15 protein-coding genes are annotated in these 16531 nt (G+C 71.2%); 6 read left to right on the forward strand and 9 right to left on the reverse strand.

Annotation, left to right across the window (positions count from 1 at the left end; genetic code table 11):
• Positions 1-162: 162 nt before the first annotated feature.
• Positions 163-714: a GNAT family N-acetyltransferase gene (locus tag ACIQM4_RS13045; protein ID WP_401590192.1), complete on the forward strand. Its 552-nt coding sequence runs from the start codon at positions 163-165 to the stop codon at positions 712-714.
• Between the two features lie 6 nt (positions 715-720).
• Here the strand turns inward: ACIQM4_RS13045 and ACIQM4_RS13050 are convergent, their stop codons facing one another.
• The 6 genes from ACIQM4_RS13050 to ACIQM4_RS13075 form a co-directional block, all read right to left on the reverse strand.
• Positions 721-2340 (reverse strand): type VI secretion protein, encoded by a 1620-nt coding sequence (locus ACIQM4_RS13050; RefSeq protein ID WP_401590194.1) that lies wholly within the window; start codon positions 2338-2340, stop codon positions 721-723.
• Position 2341: 1 nt separating this feature from the next.
• Complete coding sequence (locus ACIQM4_RS13055; RefSeq protein ID WP_401590197.1) at positions 2342-3778, reverse strand: ATP-binding protein; 1437 nt, start codon at positions 3776-3778, stop codon at positions 2342-2344.
• Between the two features lie 23 nt (positions 3779-3801).
• Positions 3802-5352 carry an SCO6880 family protein gene (locus ACIQM4_RS13060; protein WP_401590199.1) on the reverse strand — a complete coding sequence of 517 codons (1551 nt, stop codon included), beginning with the start codon at positions 5350-5352 and terminating at the stop codon, positions 3802-3804.
• Positions 5349-6752: a hypothetical protein gene (locus ACIQM4_RS13065; protein ID WP_401590203.1), complete on the reverse strand. Its 1404-nt coding sequence runs from the start codon at positions 6750-6752 to the stop codon at positions 5349-5351. Before ACIQM4_RS13065 ends, ACIQM4_RS13060 begins: the two co-directional genes overlap by 4 nt.
• The gene (locus tag ACIQM4_RS13070) at positions 6742-7590 is read right to left on the reverse strand and encodes a hypothetical protein (protein ID WP_401590206.1); all 849 of its coding nucleotides are present in this window, start codon (positions 7588-7590) and stop codon (positions 6742-6744) included. Before ACIQM4_RS13070 ends, ACIQM4_RS13065 begins: the two co-directional genes overlap by 11 nt.
• 202 nt (positions 7591-7792) lie before the next feature.
• Entirely contained in the window at positions 7793-8101 is a 309-nt protein-coding gene (locus ACIQM4_RS13075; protein ID WP_362423079.1) for a hypothetical protein, read from the reverse strand.
• 457 nt (positions 8102-8558) lie between these two features.
• Here ACIQM4_RS13075 and ACIQM4_RS13080 point away from each other — a divergent pair, with 457 nt between their 5' ends.
• The 3 genes from ACIQM4_RS13080 (at position 8559) to ACIQM4_RS13090 (ending at position 12430) form a co-directional block, all read left to right on the forward strand.
• Positions 8559-10256 (forward strand): serine/threonine-protein kinase, encoded by a 1698-nt coding sequence (locus tag ACIQM4_RS13080; RefSeq protein WP_401590209.1) that lies wholly within the window; start codon positions 8559-8561, stop codon positions 10254-10256.
• An 87-nt stretch (positions 10257-10343) separates the two neighbouring features.
• Complete coding sequence (locus tag ACIQM4_RS13085) at positions 10344-11360, forward strand: NlpC/P60 family protein (RefSeq protein ID WP_401590212.1); 1017 nt, start codon at positions 10344-10346, stop codon at positions 11358-11360.
• 320 nt (positions 11361-11680) lie between these two features.
• A complete protein-coding gene (locus ACIQM4_RS13090) occupies positions 11681-12430 on the forward strand; it encodes a phosphatase PAP2 family protein (protein ID WP_401590215.1) in 750 nt (249 codons plus the stop codon).
• A 53-nt stretch (positions 12431-12483) separates the two neighbouring features.
• Here ACIQM4_RS13090 and ACIQM4_RS13095 read toward each other — a convergent pair whose 3' ends face one another.
• Together ACIQM4_RS13095 and ACIQM4_RS13100 are read right to left on the reverse strand one after the other, a co-directional pair.
• Positions 12484-14160: an FAD-binding oxidoreductase gene (locus tag ACIQM4_RS13095; RefSeq protein ID WP_401590218.1), complete on the reverse strand. Its 1677-nt coding sequence runs from the start codon at positions 14158-14160 to the stop codon at positions 12484-12486.
• Between the two features lie 153 nt (positions 14161-14313).
• Positions 14314-14475: a hypothetical protein gene (locus tag ACIQM4_RS13100; RefSeq protein WP_401590219.1), complete on the reverse strand. Its 162-nt coding sequence runs from the start codon at positions 14473-14475 to the stop codon at positions 14314-14316.
• 83 nt (positions 14476-14558) lie between these two features.
• Between ACIQM4_RS13100 and ACIQM4_RS13105 the strand changes: the two genes are divergently transcribed.
• Together ACIQM4_RS13105 and ACIQM4_RS13110 are read left to right on the forward strand one after the other, a co-directional pair.
• Positions 14559-15368 (forward strand): hypothetical protein, encoded by an 810-nt coding sequence (locus tag ACIQM4_RS13105; protein ID WP_401590221.1) that lies wholly within the window; start codon positions 14559-14561, stop codon positions 15366-15368.
• 244 nt (positions 15369-15612) lie between these two features.
• Positions 15613-15774, forward strand: coding sequence for a hypothetical protein (locus ACIQM4_RS13110; RefSeq protein WP_401591460.1), 162 nt, complete (start codon positions 15613-15615; stop codon positions 15772-15774).
• Between the two features lie 216 nt (positions 15775-15990).
• Here the strand turns inward: ACIQM4_RS13110 and ACIQM4_RS13115 are convergent, their stop codons facing one another.
• Positions 15991-16338 (reverse strand): metal-sensitive transcriptional regulator, encoded by a 348-nt coding sequence (locus ACIQM4_RS13115; protein WP_401590223.1) that lies wholly within the window; start codon positions 16336-16338, stop codon positions 15991-15993.
• Positions 16339-16531 lie beyond the last annotated feature (193 nt).

Genomic DNA, 16531 nt, shown 5'->3' on the forward strand with positions numbered 1-16531 from the left:
GCCGATGGTACTGCAGGGGGGACCCTGTGGGAGAGTAGGACGCCGCCGAACAATTATTGTGAGAGTGCCCCGTACCGGGATAACCGGTACGGGGCATTTTTGCGTTCAGGGGTCGTTTTATTTGTGTTGCCCCACGGGGTGGTGTCTGGCCAGGATTGGGCCATGGAACACCTCGTACGCCGGGTACGCGCCGATGAAGGGCCGCAGGTCAAGGAGCTTCGGCTGGCCGCGGTCCAGGATCCGGTCGCCGACATCGCCTTCCTGCACTCATACCAGCAGGAGGCCGCCCGTCCCGACTCCTTCTGGCAGGAGCGTGCCGCGGGTGCCGCGGCCGGCAACGACGTCGCGCAGTTCGTCGCCGTGGCGCAGGACGGAAGGTGGGACGGGACCGTCAGCGTGCTCGTGGAGCCAGCCGGCCGCGAGACCCGTTTCGGGGACATGGCCGAGGTCTCCCAGACACATGTGGTCGGGGTTTTCGTACGGGCCGAGGCGCGGGGCGCCGGGCTGGCGGAGGCCCTGTTCCGGACTGCTCTGGAGTGGTCGTGGGAACTTCGGGAACCCGTCGTCCGGCGGGTGCGGCTGTTCGTGCACGAGCGGAACACACGCGCCCAGGGGCTGTACACGAAGGTCGGTTTCGAGCGGACCGGGCTCACCGTGCCGATGGACGGTGCGCGCGCCGACGAGCTGGAGATCGAGATGGCCGTGGGCCGCTGAGCGGTGCTAACGGGCCTCGGGCCAGCGGGAGTTGAACTGCTCCTGGGAACGGAGCAGGGCCAGGGTCGGGAGACCTTGGCCCTGACCGGCCATGAGCAGCTCCGGGAGCTGGGGAAGTGGAGCCACGGCCGCGACATCGTCCAGGACGAGCGTCATTGGTGGGTCGAGCCGACCGTCGGATGACCGTGCGGCCATGCGGCGGCCGTGCTCGACCACGTGCGAGGTGAGGGCGGTGAGCAACGGCATCGCGCCCGGCCCCGAGGGACGGGTGCGGGGGTCTTCGATGGCCTCCCCGACCACATAAAGCGTTCCCCCCTCGTCCGCGAATGATTCCAGGGTGAGCGAATCGGTTCGGTTGGGGGTGCAAGCCTCGCGGATGTGGACCGAGGACAGGGCGGAGAATGCCCGGATCGTCAACTGCTGGGCCTGCTCGCGGCGTTCGGGGTACGCGGTGAGGGCGGACTCCAGGAGGCCGGCCGCGCCGGAGCGGGCCTTGGGGTGCGTACGGAGGATACGGACGGCCTCGTGCGAGCCGGCCCCGGGGGCGGGGCCTGAGCCCTGGGCCCAGCGGACGAGTTGCTTGAAGGGGCGGCCGTCTATGGCGGCGGCGTGCAGCCAGCTGCGGAGAAGGGTCTCGGCGGTCTCCGCGACGGCCGCGTCGATACGGGCCTGGGGGCGGACAGGGGCGAGGAGCGCGGCGGCGCGGGCGGCGGCGGTGGCGTGGTCCTCGCAGCCGGAGGTCGGGGACCAGTGGAGGCGGCTGGGGGTGTCGCAGCGGTGCTCAGGGTCGTACAGGAGGACCGGTCCGAGCTTGGCCCGGGAGTCCTTCGTCTCTTCCCAGAGGGCGGGGTCCGAGGTGAGGACGAGGGCGGGGCCGGGGGCTTCGAGGATGGTCTGGAGGGCGGTGGGGCGGTGGGAGGGGCGGTTGTAGAGGGGGGTGGTGGGTGGTGGGGTGCTGAGTAGGGGGGTGGGGGCGGTTGGGGCGGGCCGATTGATTGCCGCGGTTGGCACGGGCGGAGTGGTCGGAGCGGTCGGAGCGGTCGGAGCGGTCGGAGCGGTCGGAGCGGGCGGTCCGGGGGGCTCGGGCGGTCCGGGCGTGGGCGGTCGGGAGGGGGGCGGCTCCGCCGGGGGCCGCCCTGTGCCCACCCGTTCCGCCCCCTGGGCGGCCCAGCTGCCCACAGGGCTGGAGGTGGCGGTGAGGGGTGTCTGGTGGGTGGGCAGGCGGTTTTTGCGGGTGCGTTGGCGGATCAGGCGCCAGCGGGTGAGGACGCCCAGGAGGAAGATGGTCAGGACGATGAGCACCATGAGCTGGCCGATGAGCAGGCCCCAGAAGAGGCCGTAGCCCGAGAGCTGGGCCGGGGGTGTGGCCGGCCAGGCGCCGGGCAGGTCGTGGGGGGCGGTGACCAGGTGCCGTAGTGCGACAGGTGTGTTCGGGAACGTGACGCCGGTGGGCCACGCGCCGTGCGAGAACAGCCCCGCCAGGCCCGTGCCCGTCCAGGTGAGGACGGACAGGCCGAGGATCAGGCCCAGGAGGCCGAGCAGCAGCCCGTCGGGTACCCCGCCGGCCGGGCGGCCCTCGCCGCGGCCGGCGCCGTGGACTGTGCCCCCGTACTCCCTCCCGGGCATGTCAGGCCACCGTCGCGTCGGACGACTCGACCTCGTTCATCTGTTGCTCGATGAGGGCCGCGCGCTGTTCCGCCTCCCAGTCCGCGGCTCGGGCCTCCTCGTTGAGGAAGGTCTCCTCGGCGGAGGCGGGGGCCGCGGAGGACTCGGTCATGGCGCGGTCGGTGAAGACCAGCGGACGTTCGGCCTCGGTGATCAGGTGTTTGACCACCTGGACGTTGCCGTTGACGTCCCAGACGGCAATGCCCGGGGTGAGGGTGGGGATGATCTCGACGGCCCAGCGGGGCAGGCCGAGGACCTTGCCCGTCGCTCTGGCCTCGTCGGCCTTCTGGGCGTAGATGGTGCGGGTGGAGGCCATCTTGAGGATGGCGGCTGCCTCCCGCGCGGCGGCGCCGTCGACGACGTCGGAGAGGTGGTGGACGACGGCGACGAAGGACAGCCCGAGCCGTCGGCCGAACTTCAGCAGGCGCTGGAAGAGCTGGGCGACGAACGGGGAGTTGATGATGTGCCAGGCTTCCTCGACCAGGAAGATGCGCTTGACGCGGTCCGGGCGGATCCAGGTGTGTTCGAGCCAGACACCGACGATCGCCATCAGGATCGGCATGGCGATCGAGTTGCGGTCGATGTGCGAGAGGTCGAAGACGATCAGCGGGGCGTCGAGGTCGATGCCGATCGTGGTCGGGCCGTCGAACATGCCGCGCAGGTCGCCGTCGACCAGCCGGTCGAGGACCAGCGCGACGTCCAGGCCCCAGGCGCGTACGTCGTCTATGTCGACGTTCATCGCCTCCGCCGACTCCGGCTTCGGGTGGCGGAGCTGCTCGACGATGTCCATCAGGACGGGCTGACGGGTGGTGATGGTGGTGTTGACGTAGGCGTGCGCGACCTTGAGGGCGAAGCCGGAGCGCTCGTCCAGGCCGTGTCCCATCGCGACCTCGATGATGGTGCGCAGGAGTGCCAGCTGCCCGGTGCTGGTGATGGCAGGGTCGAGCGGGTTGAGCCGGATGCCGTCGTTGAGGGCGGCCATCGGGTCGAGGCGGATGGGGGTTATGCCCAGCTGCTGGGCGATCAGGTTCCACTCGCCGACGCCGTCCTCGCCCTGTGCGTCCAGGACGACGACCTGGCGGTCCCTGAAGCGCAGCTGGCGCAGCACGTAGGTCTTCTCCAGCGCGGACTTGCCGTTTCCTGACTCGCCGAGGACCAGCCAGTGCGGGGCCGGGAGCTGCTGCCCGTACAGCTGGAAGGGGTCGTAGATGTAGCCCTTGCCGCTGTAGACCTCGCGGCCGATGATCACGCCCGAGTCGCCGAGGCCCGGCGCCGCCGTGGGGAGGTAGACGGCCTGTGCCTGGCCCGTGGAGGTACGGACGGGCAGACGGGTCGTCTCGACCTTGCCGAACAGGAAGCTGGTGAAGGCATCCGTGGCTGCGGACAGCGGGTCTCGCATGGTCTGTCCTTTCCGAGGGAGCGTCAGCGACGGATGCCGGTGGCGAAGGGGAGGGTGTTCACGAAGGCGCGGTGGTGCTCCCGGTCGCACCACTCCAGCTTCAGGTACGACTTGCCGGCGGAGGCGCGGATGGTGCGCTTGTCGCGGGCCAGGGCCTCCGGGCTGCGCGAGGAGACCGTGATGTAGCCGACGATGTTCACCCCGGCGGCCCCGCTGGCCAGGTCCTCGCCGCGCTGGTCGAGGCGGCCGTGGGCGGCGATGTCGCGGGGGTCGACGGTCCGGTTCATCTTCGCGGCGCGTGACGCGTCGGCCTCGTCGTTGGTCTTCTCGGTGAGCATCCGCTCGATGGCGACCTCGGTGGGCTCCAGGTCCATGCAGACCGCGACGGTACGGATCACGTCGGGGGTGTGTACGAGGAGGGGGGCGAGGAAGTTGACGCCGACCGGGGTCATCGGCCACTCCTTCACCCACGCGGTGGCGTGGCACCAGGGTTCGCGGGTCAGCGACTCCCGGGTCTTGGCCTGGAGGTAGGTGGCCTCCATCGCGTCCAGCTCGGCGGGCCAGGCGTTGCGCTTGGTCATCGCCTGGATGTGGTCGATGGGGTGGTCGGGGTCGTACATCGAGTGGACGAGCGAGGACAGCCGGCCCTGGCCGAGCGGCTGGCGGACCCGGATGTCGGCCTCCGCGAGGCGGGCGCAGATGTCGGTCAGCTCGCGGGCCATCACGATGGCGAGACCGGCGTCCTTGTCCAGCTTGCGGGCGCCCTTCGGGCGGGTGGCGCGGGCCATCGCGGCGCCCTCGGAGGCCAGTTCGCGCGTGTAGTGCATACAGGCGACGAGGTAGGCGCGGTGCTGCTCGCTGGAGGTGGACACCATCGACTGGAGCTGGTCGTAGGAGTCCTGGAGCCACTCCGGCGAGGTCCGGTCGCCGCGCTGGGAGACGTCCTTGGCGTGCGCGTCGGGGTCGGCGGGCAGCGTACGGGCCAGCATCTGGAGACGGGTGACGAAGCCGTCGCCGTTCGCGACGTGCTTGAGCAGCGTGCCGAAACGGTCCACCAGGGCTTCCTGGTCCTCGCTGTCCCGCAGTCCGACACCGGGGCCCTCGATCTCGATGGCGGCGGTGACGGTGCGCCGGTCGGCGTGCAGCAGGACGGCGATCTCGTCGGGGCCGAAGGGGGCGGCCAGCCAGTTGATGCGGCCGATGCCGGGCGGCGGGCCGATCTCGACCTCGCGACCGTCCCCCTTGGTACCGGCGTCCATCGCGTGCGAGCGGTACGTGGTGCCCTTGCGGAGGTTCCGCTTGTAACTCCGGTTGATCTCGAACCACTTGTAGAAGGTGCGGTGCTTGTACGGCACGTACACCACCATCAGGGCGAGCAGCGGGAAGCCGACGAGCAGCATGATGCGCAGGGAGAGGGTGGGGACGAGGAGCCCGCACATCATGCCGAGGAAGCCACCGGCGATGATGAGGCCGATCTCGCCGGTCTCGCGGTTCTTGCCGACGATCGCGTTCGGCCTGGCCCGGCCGATGAGATACGTGCGACGGGGCGCGAGCGGCTGGGACTGGGTGGTCAACGCCCTCCCCCTCCTGTGTTCTTGCGGTGGCTGTGCGGGCTGCCGGAGGCTCCGGTGCTGCCGTTGCCGCGGTTGCTGTGGGTGCTGTTGCTACGGGCGGAGGGCGCGGCGGACGGGACTGCGCCGCCTCCGCCCCCGCCACCTCCGCCTCCGGATCCGGTTCCGCTTGCGGAGTCGCCGGGGCGGGAGCTGTGGGCGGCGATGCCTCCGCTGGCGTTGGCGGCCTGGCGGGGGGCCGGTGCACTGCCCCCGCCTCCGCCGCCGCCACCCCGGCTGCTGTGGGTCTTGATGCCCTGGGAGACCAGGTTGGCCGGGGAGGAGAGGATCGCGGAGGCGCGGGCGCCGTCGGTGACCTGCTTGCGGCTGGCGCTGGCGGCGGAGATGTCGTCGCCGAAGCCGGGCACGAAGCGGTAGATCATCGCCGAGGCGAAGATGGCGAGCAGGATGATCGCGAGGCCGGAGACGACGGCGGAGAAGGCGTTGGGCCCGTCACCGGTGGAGAGGGCCCCGGCGAGGCCGAGGACGATCACGATGACCGGTTTGACGAGGATGACCGCGATCATGATGCCCGCCCAGCGACGGACGTGGCCCCACAGGTTCTTGTCGACGAGGCCCGCGTAGACGACGGTGCCGAGCAGGGCGCCGACGTAGAGCAGGGCGGCCCTGATGACGAGCTCCAGCCAGAGGACGCCGGCGGCGCAGATCGTCACGAGGGCGACGACGATCAGCATGATCGGCCCGCCCCCGATGGAGTCGCGTTTCTTGAGCGCCTCGGCGAACGAGCCGAAGAACACGTCGGTCTGCCCGCCGGATGCCGCGGAGATGACCTGGGTGACGCCGTCGGTGGCCGAGACGATCGTGTAGAGGATCAGCGGCGTGAAGGCGGAGGCGAGCACCGTCAGCCACAGGAACCCGATGGCCTCGGAGATGGCGGTCGGCAACGGCACCCCGCGCATGGCCCGCTTGGCGACAGCGAGGAGCCACAGGACGAGGGTCAGGATGGTGGAGGCGGCGAAGACGACCGCGTACTGCTGGAGGAATTTGGGGTTGGTGAAGTCCACGTTGGCGGTCGACTTCACCGCCTCACTGAGCTTCCCGACGATCCACGCGGCGGCGTCGGCACAGCCTTTGGCGAGGGAGGTGAGGGGGTCGAGGGAGGAGTCGGCGGGGGTGGGGGCGAGGGTGGAGGGGGCGGAGCCGGGGGAGGCGTTGCCTTTTTCGCAGTACTCCTTGGCCAGCCCGACGATGAGGTCGCAGGGGTTGTCGCTCTTGCTGGGGGCAGGGGTCGGTGGCGGAGTAGGCGCGGCGACTGCGCGCGACGCCAGCAGGATCGCAGTGACCTGGACGCCGGCCAGGAGCGCAGCGACCGAGCGTGCACGGGGGAACTGGTCAGCGGGCATATACGAAGCCTCCGTATCCCTCAACGGCTCCAGCGATCTCGTCAGATGTCGAGGCGCGGTTGTCCCCGTTGACCGGTGTCGGGCCTTCCTTCTGGCTCGACGTTTCGACCTTCCAGTCGTCGTTGGTCCACCTCAACTTCTGGGTGATGGTGAACCAGGTCTCGGTGACCGGCTTGGTGGAGTCCTTGCCCGCGAGGCCGACGAGTCCGGTGCACCAGACCTCGACAGTCGCCGCGTTGGCGTCCTGCTGGACGACCTTGGTGCCGACAGGCACCGTGCGAGAGACGAAGGTCTGCCCGGCCGGCGGCTGGCCGTTGCCGTCCAGGCCGACGTTCTTGAAGAAGTCGGGGGAGTACGCCTTGTCCAGCGAGCTCAGGAGGTTGTCGACGGCCTCGGGCACGTGGATGGACCGTACGATCTCGCTCCGGGCCGCGGTGGTGAACATGCCCTCGGACCCCAAGGTCACCGCGTAGTTGGCCGCCGCGCTCTGCGCCCCCTGCCCCGTCCGGGCGAAGCCCGAAGGGATTCCCGTCGCGCCCTTGCCCCCCACCGGCCTCTCCCCCGTAGGCGCCGTCGAGTTGGCCGCCGGTGGGGCGCCCTGCCGGCCGTCCTGGGACGGGCCGCTGCCCGGTCCGCGGTTGGCGAAGGCGATGGCCGCGACGAGCAGCACCACCACGCCCACCACCGTGACCATCGACCGCGAGGTCCGCATCCGTGGGGCCCGTGGGCGCCCGGCGCCCGGGTCGTCCGGCATCCGGGTACGGGTCTGGCGGGTGCCGCCCATCGTCGTGTAGGGGTCGTCCGTGCCCCTCCGGCCGTCGTCGTCTCCGAGACTCATGCCGCGTACGCCCCTTCAGCCTCTCGCGGTCCCGCGTGGTGGTCGCCGTATCCGTACTCGCATTCGTATGCGTCCTGCTTAGACGGTAGCGGTGCGGCTTCCCGCGTGGGCGCGGTGTGGTGACTCGTCACATGAGTCGGCATCAGAGAACGCAACCTCGGGGGGAGTTCCGGGCACGCCCGGTGAGGGTGGGAGGAGGGGGTCAGACGGCCATTCCGTACACGATGGTGAACAGCGTCCCGAGGGAACCGATGATGAAGACACCGGTCAGTCCCGCGACGATGAGGCCCTTGCCCTGTTCCGCGCTGAACGTGTCCCGGAGCGCCGTCGCACCGATCCGCTGCTTTGCCGCACCCCAGATGGCGATGCCGAGGCAGAGCAGGATGGCCACCGCCATCACGACCTCGATCATGATTTTGGCTTCGGTGCCGAGGTTTCCGAACGGGCCCCAGTTCGGCGCGATACCGCCGATGATGGTGGTGATGTCGCCCTTGTCGGCTGCCAGGATCATTAAGTCACCGCCCCTGTCGGTTAGTTCGTACTCCTGCCGGACGGCAGGGAGCATCGCCCTATCTTCCCTGATGAAACCGCCCCGGTATGTCGACTTGGCGGCCTTCTTTGCCCGGCGCCCGCACCGGAGGCCGCCCCGACCGCTCTGACCTGCGATGCGGAGCGATGCGGACCGGTTGTCTGCGAGAAGCCGTATGGTCACTCTGTGTATCACGGAGGGTGACTCCGGGCAATGACTGGCGTTGTACACCCTTGCTCTGTTGCGTCCGGTCGAGGCGTGCGACCCCGTGCGCGGGCGGGTGCGTCGGCACGCGCGGGCTCGGCCTCCGTGCCAGGGTACGGATCGGCGGCCGGGTGTCGCCGTGCAGCGGCCTGGACCTCCACGGCCCCTCCACCCGTACCGCCTCCGCCCCAACTGCCCCTGTCAGCAAGGGAGTACGCCTGGGTAAGGTCAGTGGGTGGAATCACTCAGGCCTCGGCAGGACCCCGCGACCATCGGTGCGTACGTTCTCCTGGCGCGGCTGGGGGCCGGAGGGATGGGGCAGGTTTATCTGGGGCGGTCGCCGGGGGGCCGGCTGGTCGCGATCAAGGTGATCCGGGACGAGATCACCGAGCATCCCGAGGCGCTGGCCCGGTTCCGGCGCGAGGCGAACACCGTGCGGGCCGTGCGCAGCGCGTACACCGCGAACCTGATCGATGCCGCACTGGACGCCCCGCCGTACTGGCTCGCCACCGAGTACGTGCGCGGACCGACCCTCGCGCACGCGGTACGGGAGCGGGGGGCCTTCCCCGCGCACACCGGGCGCGGGCTGTTCGCCGCGCTGGCGGAGGGGCTCGCGAGCGTTCACGCGTACGACGTGACGCACCGCGACCTCAAGCCGATGAACGTGATCCTGGGCGGGCAGGGGCCCCAGCTGATCGACTTCGGCATTGCGAAGGGGGCCGGGGACACCGCGCTGACGATGACCGGGATGACGCCGGGAACGCCGGGCTTCACCGCCCCCGAGGTGCTGATACGCAATCAGGTGGGGCCGGAGGCCGACGTATTCGCGCTGGGCGCGACGGTGGCCTACGCGGTGACGGGCCGGCCGCCGTTCGGCAGCGGGCCGACGGACGCGGTGTCGTACCGGGCAGTGCACGAGCCGATCGACCTGGTGGGCCTGGCCGACGCGGGACTCGCAGGCCTGTTACGGGCCTGCGTGGAGAAGGACCCCGTCGACCGGCCCACCCCCGAGGAGGTCATCCGGCGGTGCGAGGTGCGTGGCGCGCTCGTGGACGACCCGTTCTACGGGGGTGTGGTGCGGGGGCTTGAGGAGAACGTCCCCGAGGCGCCGGACGTGCTGCAACTGCACGAGAGGGCTACGGAGGGGCCGGGGGCGCCGGGAGCCGGGTACGTACCGACGCTGGGGCCCGTGGGCGGCACCACCGCCACGACGGGCGGGCGCCGCAGGGCGCGGCCCTGGGTCGTCGCGGGCGCGGTGGCGGCCGTGGTCGGGGTGTCGGTGGCCACGACGCTGTGGTTGCAGCGGGATCCGGGGGGCGGGGACGGCGGTACGGGCGGCAGCGCGGGTGGGGGTGGCGGGAAGCAGACCGTCGGCGCGCCGACGCCCGGTGCGGGGAACAAGCAGACACAGGGTGCGGGCGAGCAGCCGAAGGGGGAGGCGCCGGCGGGGCCGCCGCAGCACATCGAGCAGACCGCGCCGGCGGTCAACTGGTGGAACGCCGTGACCGGTGAGTGCGAGCTGCCGACGCCGGAGGAGGGGCCCACCCAGTTCCAGCACTCGGTCACGATCCACGAGGACGACAGCTACCCGCCGGTCCCCGAGGGGAAGGCGCGGATCGCCTACCGCCTCAAGTACGCGGTGGAAGGCGCGGAGCCCTACTACGTCGCCGTGACGGTCAAGCCGGTCAAGGTGTCAGGGACGACGAACACCGACATCGGGGCCGTCAGCAAGGTCCTGGACCTGCACGCCGGGGGTGCCGAGACGTTCAAGGAGTTCGTCTACCCCGACGACTTCACCCGACGGGCGGACGGCAAGGAGCTTGCGGCCCCGCCGCTCTCCTCCTACAGGGGCGAGTGGACGGTCGAGTTCCAGCACGTGCGGGCGGCGAAGAGCTTCAAGAGCTTCGTCTGTGCCGGCTTCCTCTCCCTGTAGGGCGGGCAACATGGCCGGGACGACGCGGACGGCGCCGCCGGACGCGAAAGGGCCGTGAACCCGGCTTCGATGGGGGAGGGTTGAGGGGTGCGAAAAGTCTGGGTGGTGGGCGGGGCCGGGGCCGGGTTGTTCCTGGCCTTCGTCGCGCTGCTCGTCGTCGGTACGTTCTCGGCCGCCGCGGGCCTCGGTGGACAGGGTGGCGCCGGGGGGCGGGCCGTGGGTCTGGCCAAGGGCGCCGTACCGGCGATGTACCAGCCGCTCGTGCAGAAGTGGGGCAATCTCTGTCCGGCCATCAACCCGGCGCTGCTGGCCGCCCAGCTGTACCAGGAGAGCGGCTGGAACCCGACGGCCAAGAGCCCGGCCGACGCGCGCGGGATCGCCCAGTTCATCCCCGGCACGTGGGCCTCGCACGGGGTGGACGGGGACAGGGACGGGGACAAGGACATCTGGGACCCCGCCGATGCCATCCCCTCTGCGGCCTCGTACGACTGCGAGCTGGCCGGTTATGTGAAGAAGGCGCCAGGGGACCCGACCGACAACATGCTCGCCGCGTACAACGCGGGCGCGTACGCGGTCATCAAGTACGGGGGCGTGCCGCCGTATCCGGAGACCAAGAACTACGTCAAGATCATCCGCTCCCTGGAGCAGAGCTTCGCCCGGCCCGTCGGGCGGGTCGCGCCGTCGCAGCAGGCGGCGGCTGCCATTTACTACGCGCAGAAGAAGCTCGGGACGCCGTACCTGTGGGGCGGCAACGGGACCGCCGACCAGCAGGGGCGGTTCGACTGTTCGGGGCTGACGCAGGCCGCGTACCGGACCGTGAAGATCGAGCTGCCGCGGGTGGCCAACGACCAGTACAACGCCGGCCCGCACCCGGCCCGCGAGGAGCTGCTCCCCGGCGACCTGGTCTTCTTCTCGGACGACCTCACCAACTCGCGCACGATCCGGCACGTGGGGATCTACGTTGGCGGCGGGTACATGATCAACGCGCCCTTCACCGGAGCCGTCATCCGGTTCGACAAGATCGACACCCCTGACTACTTCGGCGCGACGCGAGTGACGGAGGATGGCGCAAAAGCGTTGCCGACGGCCGGGCCGGCGGTGTGAGGGGGGCCTGGTGACGGCCCGGCCGGGCGCGTACGGAAGCTGACGCGGAGTCGGATACGGCCGGAACTCTCCGTGACGATCCCGCCCTGAGCTGGGACGATGAGTCACTCTTCGATAACGTCATGGTGATCGTTCGGTAGAGAGTGGAACCCAGACCGGCTGCAGGGCGTTCCCTGGACGGGGACAGCGGCACTGACCACGCACTGACCACTCCACCAGGGACCTCACGGGGGTGATGGACCCGCCCGCGCACACCGGCGTGCGCACGGCGGGTGAAGTGCGACTGCGACTGCGACACAGCAAGGCAAGGGGCCGTGCAGATGGCTGGACTCTCAACGGACGGGTCGAACCCCGATGTCAGCCTGCTCTACGACATCAACGGGATCGCCGCCGACGCACCGGGCTGGGTCGACCGGATCATGGAGTACGTCGGCGAGTACGGCATCATGCTCGGGCTTGTCCTGGTGGCGCTGTGGTGCTGGTGGCGCGGGCGCAGTCGTGGGACGGCGGACGACTCGGTGGCCTCCGCCGCCGCGATCGTCTGGGCGCCGCTGGCGGCCGGGATCGCCCTGCTGGTCAACATCCCGATCCGGGGTTTCGTGGAACGGCCGCGTCCGTTCCTGGAGCACAAGGGACTTGAGGTCCTGGTGGCCGGGAAGACCGACTTCTCGTTCGTGAGTGACCACTCGACCATCGCCATGGCGATCGCGGTCGGTGTCTTCATGGCCCATCGCAGGTGGGGTCTGGCCGCGATCGGCCTGGCCTTCGCGGAGGGCTTCTGCCGGGTGTACATGGGCGTCCACTACCCGACCGACGTGGTGGGCGGTTTCGCGCTCGGCACCGCGGTGACACTGCTGCTCGCGCCGCTCGCGATGATGGTCCTCACCCCTGCCGCCACGGCCGTCTCCCGTCTGCGGGCGACGAGTTCGCTCGTACGGGCGCGGGCCGCGCGGGACACCGACACCGAGCGGCGGGCCACCGCGTCGGCCGAGCAGGCACGGGCGGCGGCGGCCTCGCGGCGGCGGGACGGGAGCGACGGGGATCCTACGGCGAGGGACCTGGCCGCCTAGCGTTCCGGCCGGGCCGGGGGTTCACAGGGCCGGGGGTTCACAGGGCCTGGGGTTCACAGGGCCTGGGGGAAGTCGAAGAGGCGGGTCGGGTCGTAGCGGGCCTTGAGTTCGGTGAGGCGGCGTGCGGCCGTCCCGTAGTAGGCGCGGCGCCAGTCGGGGAGCGTCGCGTCCGGGTAGTTCTGGTAGGCCGAACCCGACGCGTGGCGGCGCATGGAGCCATGGACGGCCGTGAGCCACTCCTGCTGGGCCGTGCCCTCGGTGCCGGCGCGCCAGGAGGTCGTGTACTGGGCGAGGACGCGCATGTTCCGGTGGACGAAGGACGTGGCCTCCGGTGCGACCCGGTTGATCGCGCCGCCGAGCGCGGTCAGTGCGACCGTGCCCGCGCCGCCGCCCTCGGCTGCCGTGACCCGGGTGAAGTTCTCGACCCCCGTGAGCAGGGAGCGGACCCCCGCGGGGCTCAGCCGCCGGGCGAAGAAGTCCGAACGGGCCGCGTACGTCGATCGATTGAGCCTCCCGCCCGGGGTGCGCCCCGGGGTACGGCCCGGCAGGTGGCACTGGTCGGCCGAGAGGTCCGCGCACCCCGCGAACAGCAGCATCGAGTCCTGGTAGCCGCGCGGGCGGAGCGTGGCGGCGCGAGGAGCGCCCGCCTTGGCGGTCAGCCGGTCCACGGCGTTCGCCAGCTCCGACCTGGTGCCGAGTGAGAAGGCCGAGAGGCTGACGCCGGGATCGCCGCCGGCCGCTCCCGCGGAGAGGTGCAGGGTGGACCAGATCTCGTCCGGCTGGTCCGGGCCCCAGTCCTGCCAGGCGGTGAGCACGGCGGCGGCCTTGGACCAGGGCCAGCTGAGGTCGCCGGTGACCGCCTGCGGGGCCGGGTGGGTACGGAAGCGCAGTTCCGTGACGACGCCGAACTGTCCGTTGCCCGCGCCGCGCAGGGCCCAGAAGAGGTCGGGGTTGGTGGCCGCGTCGCAACGGAGCGTCTTGCCGTCGGCGGTCACGAGGGTGGCGGCGGTGAGGTTGTCGCAGGTCAGCCCGTACGCACGGGAGACGACGCCGTGGCCGCCGCCCAGGGTGAGGCCGGAGATCCCCACGGTGGGGCAGGAACCGGCGGGGATCGTACGGCCCCGGGTGGCGGCGAGCGTGCGGTACACGCCCAGCAGCTTGGCGCCCGCGCCGATGGTGGCGGTCTCCGCCGAGGGGGTGCGGACGGTGTCGAGCTTCGACACGTCGACGACCAGGTGCCCGGTACCGCTGGACCAGCCGGTGTACGAGTGACCGCCGTTGCGGATCGAGACGGGGGTGCGGGTCGCGCGGGCGTACGCGAGGGCCTCCCGGATGTCCGCCTCGTGCGCGACGTAGGCGACGGCGGCGGGCTTCTGGTGGTCGAAACGGGGGCTGTAGAGCTGGCGGGCGGTCGGGTAGTCGGCCTCCCCGGGGCGGACGAGGGGGCCCGCGAGGGACCGGGCGAGGGCGGGCCAGTCGTGGGACTTGGTCCTGGGCGGCGGGGGAGTCGGGGTGCGGGCCGGGGTCGGTGCACGGGTGGGGGGCGGGGCGGGCTTGCCGTCGGTGGACGGGGGTGGGGTGCTGCTCTCACCCTGACAGCCGGAGGCCAGGGCCGCGGTCGCCGCGGTCGCCGCGGTCGCGGCGGTCGCGGTGAGGAGGGTGCGGCGGGGCAGCGGGAGTTGAGGGGGGAGGGGGGAGGGTGGGGGTGTGGGTGAGGGGGGTTGTGTCATGGGGGCCTCCCGGGGAGAGGGCGGACGTGGGTGGGGGGCCGCTGCGTGGGGCTGCTGCGCGGGGGCTGTTGCCCCTCCCCGCCCCTTCCCGACCGCGGGCGGGTCCTGGCTGACACGCGTACCCGGTGGGTGGGGCGCGTAATAGCTGTGGGTCTACGTGGGGGCGTGGGCTGTCGCGTCCTGGCGGGCCCTGTCCCGGCTGCGGCGGGCCGGGCCGCGCCAGCCGCAGACGCACTCGGCGAAGCAGAAAGAGCCCTGTTCGGATGTGGTGGTGCGGTGGGGGGACGGTGCGGTGGGCGGACGGTTCTCAGGCACGGGTCCACGGTACGGCGTGACGAAGTTGCGAGAGGGCTCGTTGAACCGGGCGAGCAGGAGGCTCGTACTCCGGAGGCGGACGGATGGACAGGGTTAGCGGTGGGGCGGTCGCGCTGGTCGCGGTCGTGGGGCTGGTGGGGACGACGGCCGGGTGCGGTGGCGGCGGCGCGGTCGCCGAGGACCGGCGGGGCGGTGATCCAGTCGGTGCCGTGCGCAGAGCCGCCGACGTGGTGGTGCGGGCCGGTAGTTCGGGTGACGTGCGTACGGCGATGGAGATGGCGGCCGGCGGCACCCGGGTCACCATCCACGGGACGGGGGGTTACGACTTCCGTGGCAAGACCGGGAAGTTGAAGGTCATGCTGCCGACCGGGCCGCCCGGTCAGCAGGAACACCGGCCCATGGTCGAGGTGTTCGTACCGGGAGCGCTGTTCATGAAGAACCGTGGCGCGGGCGTGCCCGCCGACAAGTGGGTGCGGATCGAGACCGGTTCACTCGCGGACGGGAACCTGGTGACGGGCGGCGCCACCGATCCGATGGCCGCGGTGGAGCTGCTGCGCGGCGCGCGGGACGTCTCGTACGTCGGGGAAGAGGGCGGGGAGCTGCTGCACTACCGCGGGGTCACCGACCTCGCGACTGCCGTACGGGCCGCGAGCGCGGAGTTGCGCGGTCCTCTTCGAGCAGCGGAGAAAGGGTTCTCCCGGAAGAGCGTGGCTTTCGACGCGTACCTGGACGACCTCGGGCGGATGCGGAAGGTGCGCTACCAGTTCAACTTCCAGAACGCGGGCAAGGCGGTCGCCGTGACGTCCACCACGGCGCTGGGCGGGTTCGGACGACCGGTACGCGTCGTGCTGCCGCCGGCCAAGGACATCTACGCGGGGAAGATCGGCCAGTAGGCGGGCGGGCGTCGGGTGGGGCGGGGTGTGACGCGGTCGGCCCCCGCCGGCGGGTCCGGGAGGGACCGGAAGCGCACTTTCGGGGACCCGGTGGCGCAGTGGGTGGTCACCCCGGCGTGCCCCGGCGCATGGCGAGGGCGGGTGGCGGCGAAATGGTCCGTCCGTGCCATGCGCGGCATGTGCAGTGCTCCCTACGCTAGGAAGGTCGGCCCACGGCGGAAGAGGTCGGGAAGAGGTGATGCAGGTGGCTCCGATGCGTGGTGCGGCCGTACAGGACCGCGTTGCCCTCGCCGAGATCGAGCTGTGCGGTGAGCTGATGATCGCGGCGTCCTCGGCGGACGGTGACCGGCTCAGTCCGGACCGGATCGACGAGGTGCTGATGCTGGCGGCGAAGGAGTTCGAGTAGCCGAGGGCATGAGGTGAGTGGAAGGGGGAGGCGGCCACGGCCGCTTCCCCCTTCTCACGTCGCGGCCGTGCTTCTCGCGTCGCAGGCGTGCTTCTCGTCGCAGCCGTGCTTCTCGCGTCGCAGGCGTGCGGAGCTCCCGACCGACACGCGCGAGGCGCTCCCGTACCGCCGCTCGCAGTTCCGTACCGCCGGCGCCCAGCCCCCCCTTCCCCCCACTCAGGTCCGCAGCAGTCTCGCGATCGCCTTCGTGGCTTCCTCGACCTTCTCGTCGATCTCCGTGCCGCCCTTGACCGCGGCGTCCGCCACGCAGTGGCGCAGGTGTTCCTCCAGCAGCTGGAGGGCGAAGGACTGGAGGGCCTTGGTGGACGCCGAGACCTGGGTGAGTATGTCGATGCAGTAGACGTCCTCGTCGACGAGCCGCTGGAGGCCGCGGATCTGGCCCTCGATGCGGCGCAGGCGCTTGAGGTGTTCGTCCTTCTGCTTGTGGTAGCCGTGGGTCGTGGCGGGGGCCGGCGATGCCGCGTCCGCCGTGGCCGTGCCGGCCGTCTCTTCGGTGGTCGTCATCGCGTCCTCCTGGGGAAGATCAGCGGGGTGCAATACCCCTCGTGGGTATATTCTACGGGCCTTCTGTGCGGGCCGCGGGGGCCCCTGCCCGCCACTCTGCCCGATGGGCGACACTGAGGAACGCCGGTTAGCCGTGGCCGGATGATGCGCCTAGCATCAGCCTGACCGAATCCAATGCACCCCGAGGACCCCA

It is taken from the genome of Streptomyces sp. NPDC091272, from assembly GCF_044757485.1.
Classification (GTDB): Bacteria; Actinomycetota; Actinomycetes; order Streptomycetales; family Streptomycetaceae; genus Streptomyces.

What these genes read in the sequence shown, in the direction of transcription:
- ACIQM4_RS13095 (WP_401590218.1), bottom strand. Translation starts at nt 14,160, where the DNA reads ATGACACAACCCCCCTCACCCACACCCCCACCCTCCCCCCTCCCCCCT.
- ACIQM4_RS13115 (WP_401590223.1), bottom strand. Translation starts at nt 16,338, where the DNA reads ATGACGACCACCGAAGAGACGGCCGGCACGGCCACGGCGGACGCGGCA.
- ACIQM4_RS13065 (WP_401590203.1), bottom strand. Translation starts at nt 6,752, where the DNA reads ATGCCCGCTGACCAGTTCCCCCGTGCACGCTCGGTCGCTGCGCTCCTG.
- ACIQM4_RS13050 (WP_401590194.1), bottom strand. Translation starts at nt 2,340, where the DNA reads ATGCCCGGGAGGGAGTACGGGGGCACAGTCCACGGCGCCGGCCGCGGC.
- ACIQM4_RS13075 (WP_362423079.1), bottom strand. Translation starts at nt 8,101, where the DNA reads ATGATCCTGGCAGCCGACAAGGGCGACATCACCACCATCATCGGCGGT.
- ACIQM4_RS13055 (WP_401590197.1), bottom strand. Translation starts at nt 3,778, where the DNA reads ATGCGAGACCCGCTGTCCGCAGCCACGGATGCCTTCACCAGCTTCCTG.
- ACIQM4_RS13105 (WP_401590221.1), top strand. Translation starts at nt 14,559, where the DNA reads ATGGACAGGGTTAGCGGTGGGGCGGTCGCGCTGGTCGCGGTCGTGGGG.
- ACIQM4_RS13045 (WP_401590192.1), top strand. Translation starts at nt 163, where the DNA reads ATGGAACACCTCGTACGCCGGGTACGCGCCGATGAAGGGCCGCAGGTC.
- ACIQM4_RS13070 (WP_401590206.1), bottom strand. Translation starts at nt 7,590, where the DNA reads ATGAGTCTCGGAGACGACGACGGCCGGAGGGGCACGGACGACCCCTAC.
- ACIQM4_RS13090 (WP_401590215.1), top strand. Translation starts at nt 11,681, where the DNA reads ATGGCTGGACTCTCAACGGACGGGTCGAACCCCGATGTCAGCCTGCTC.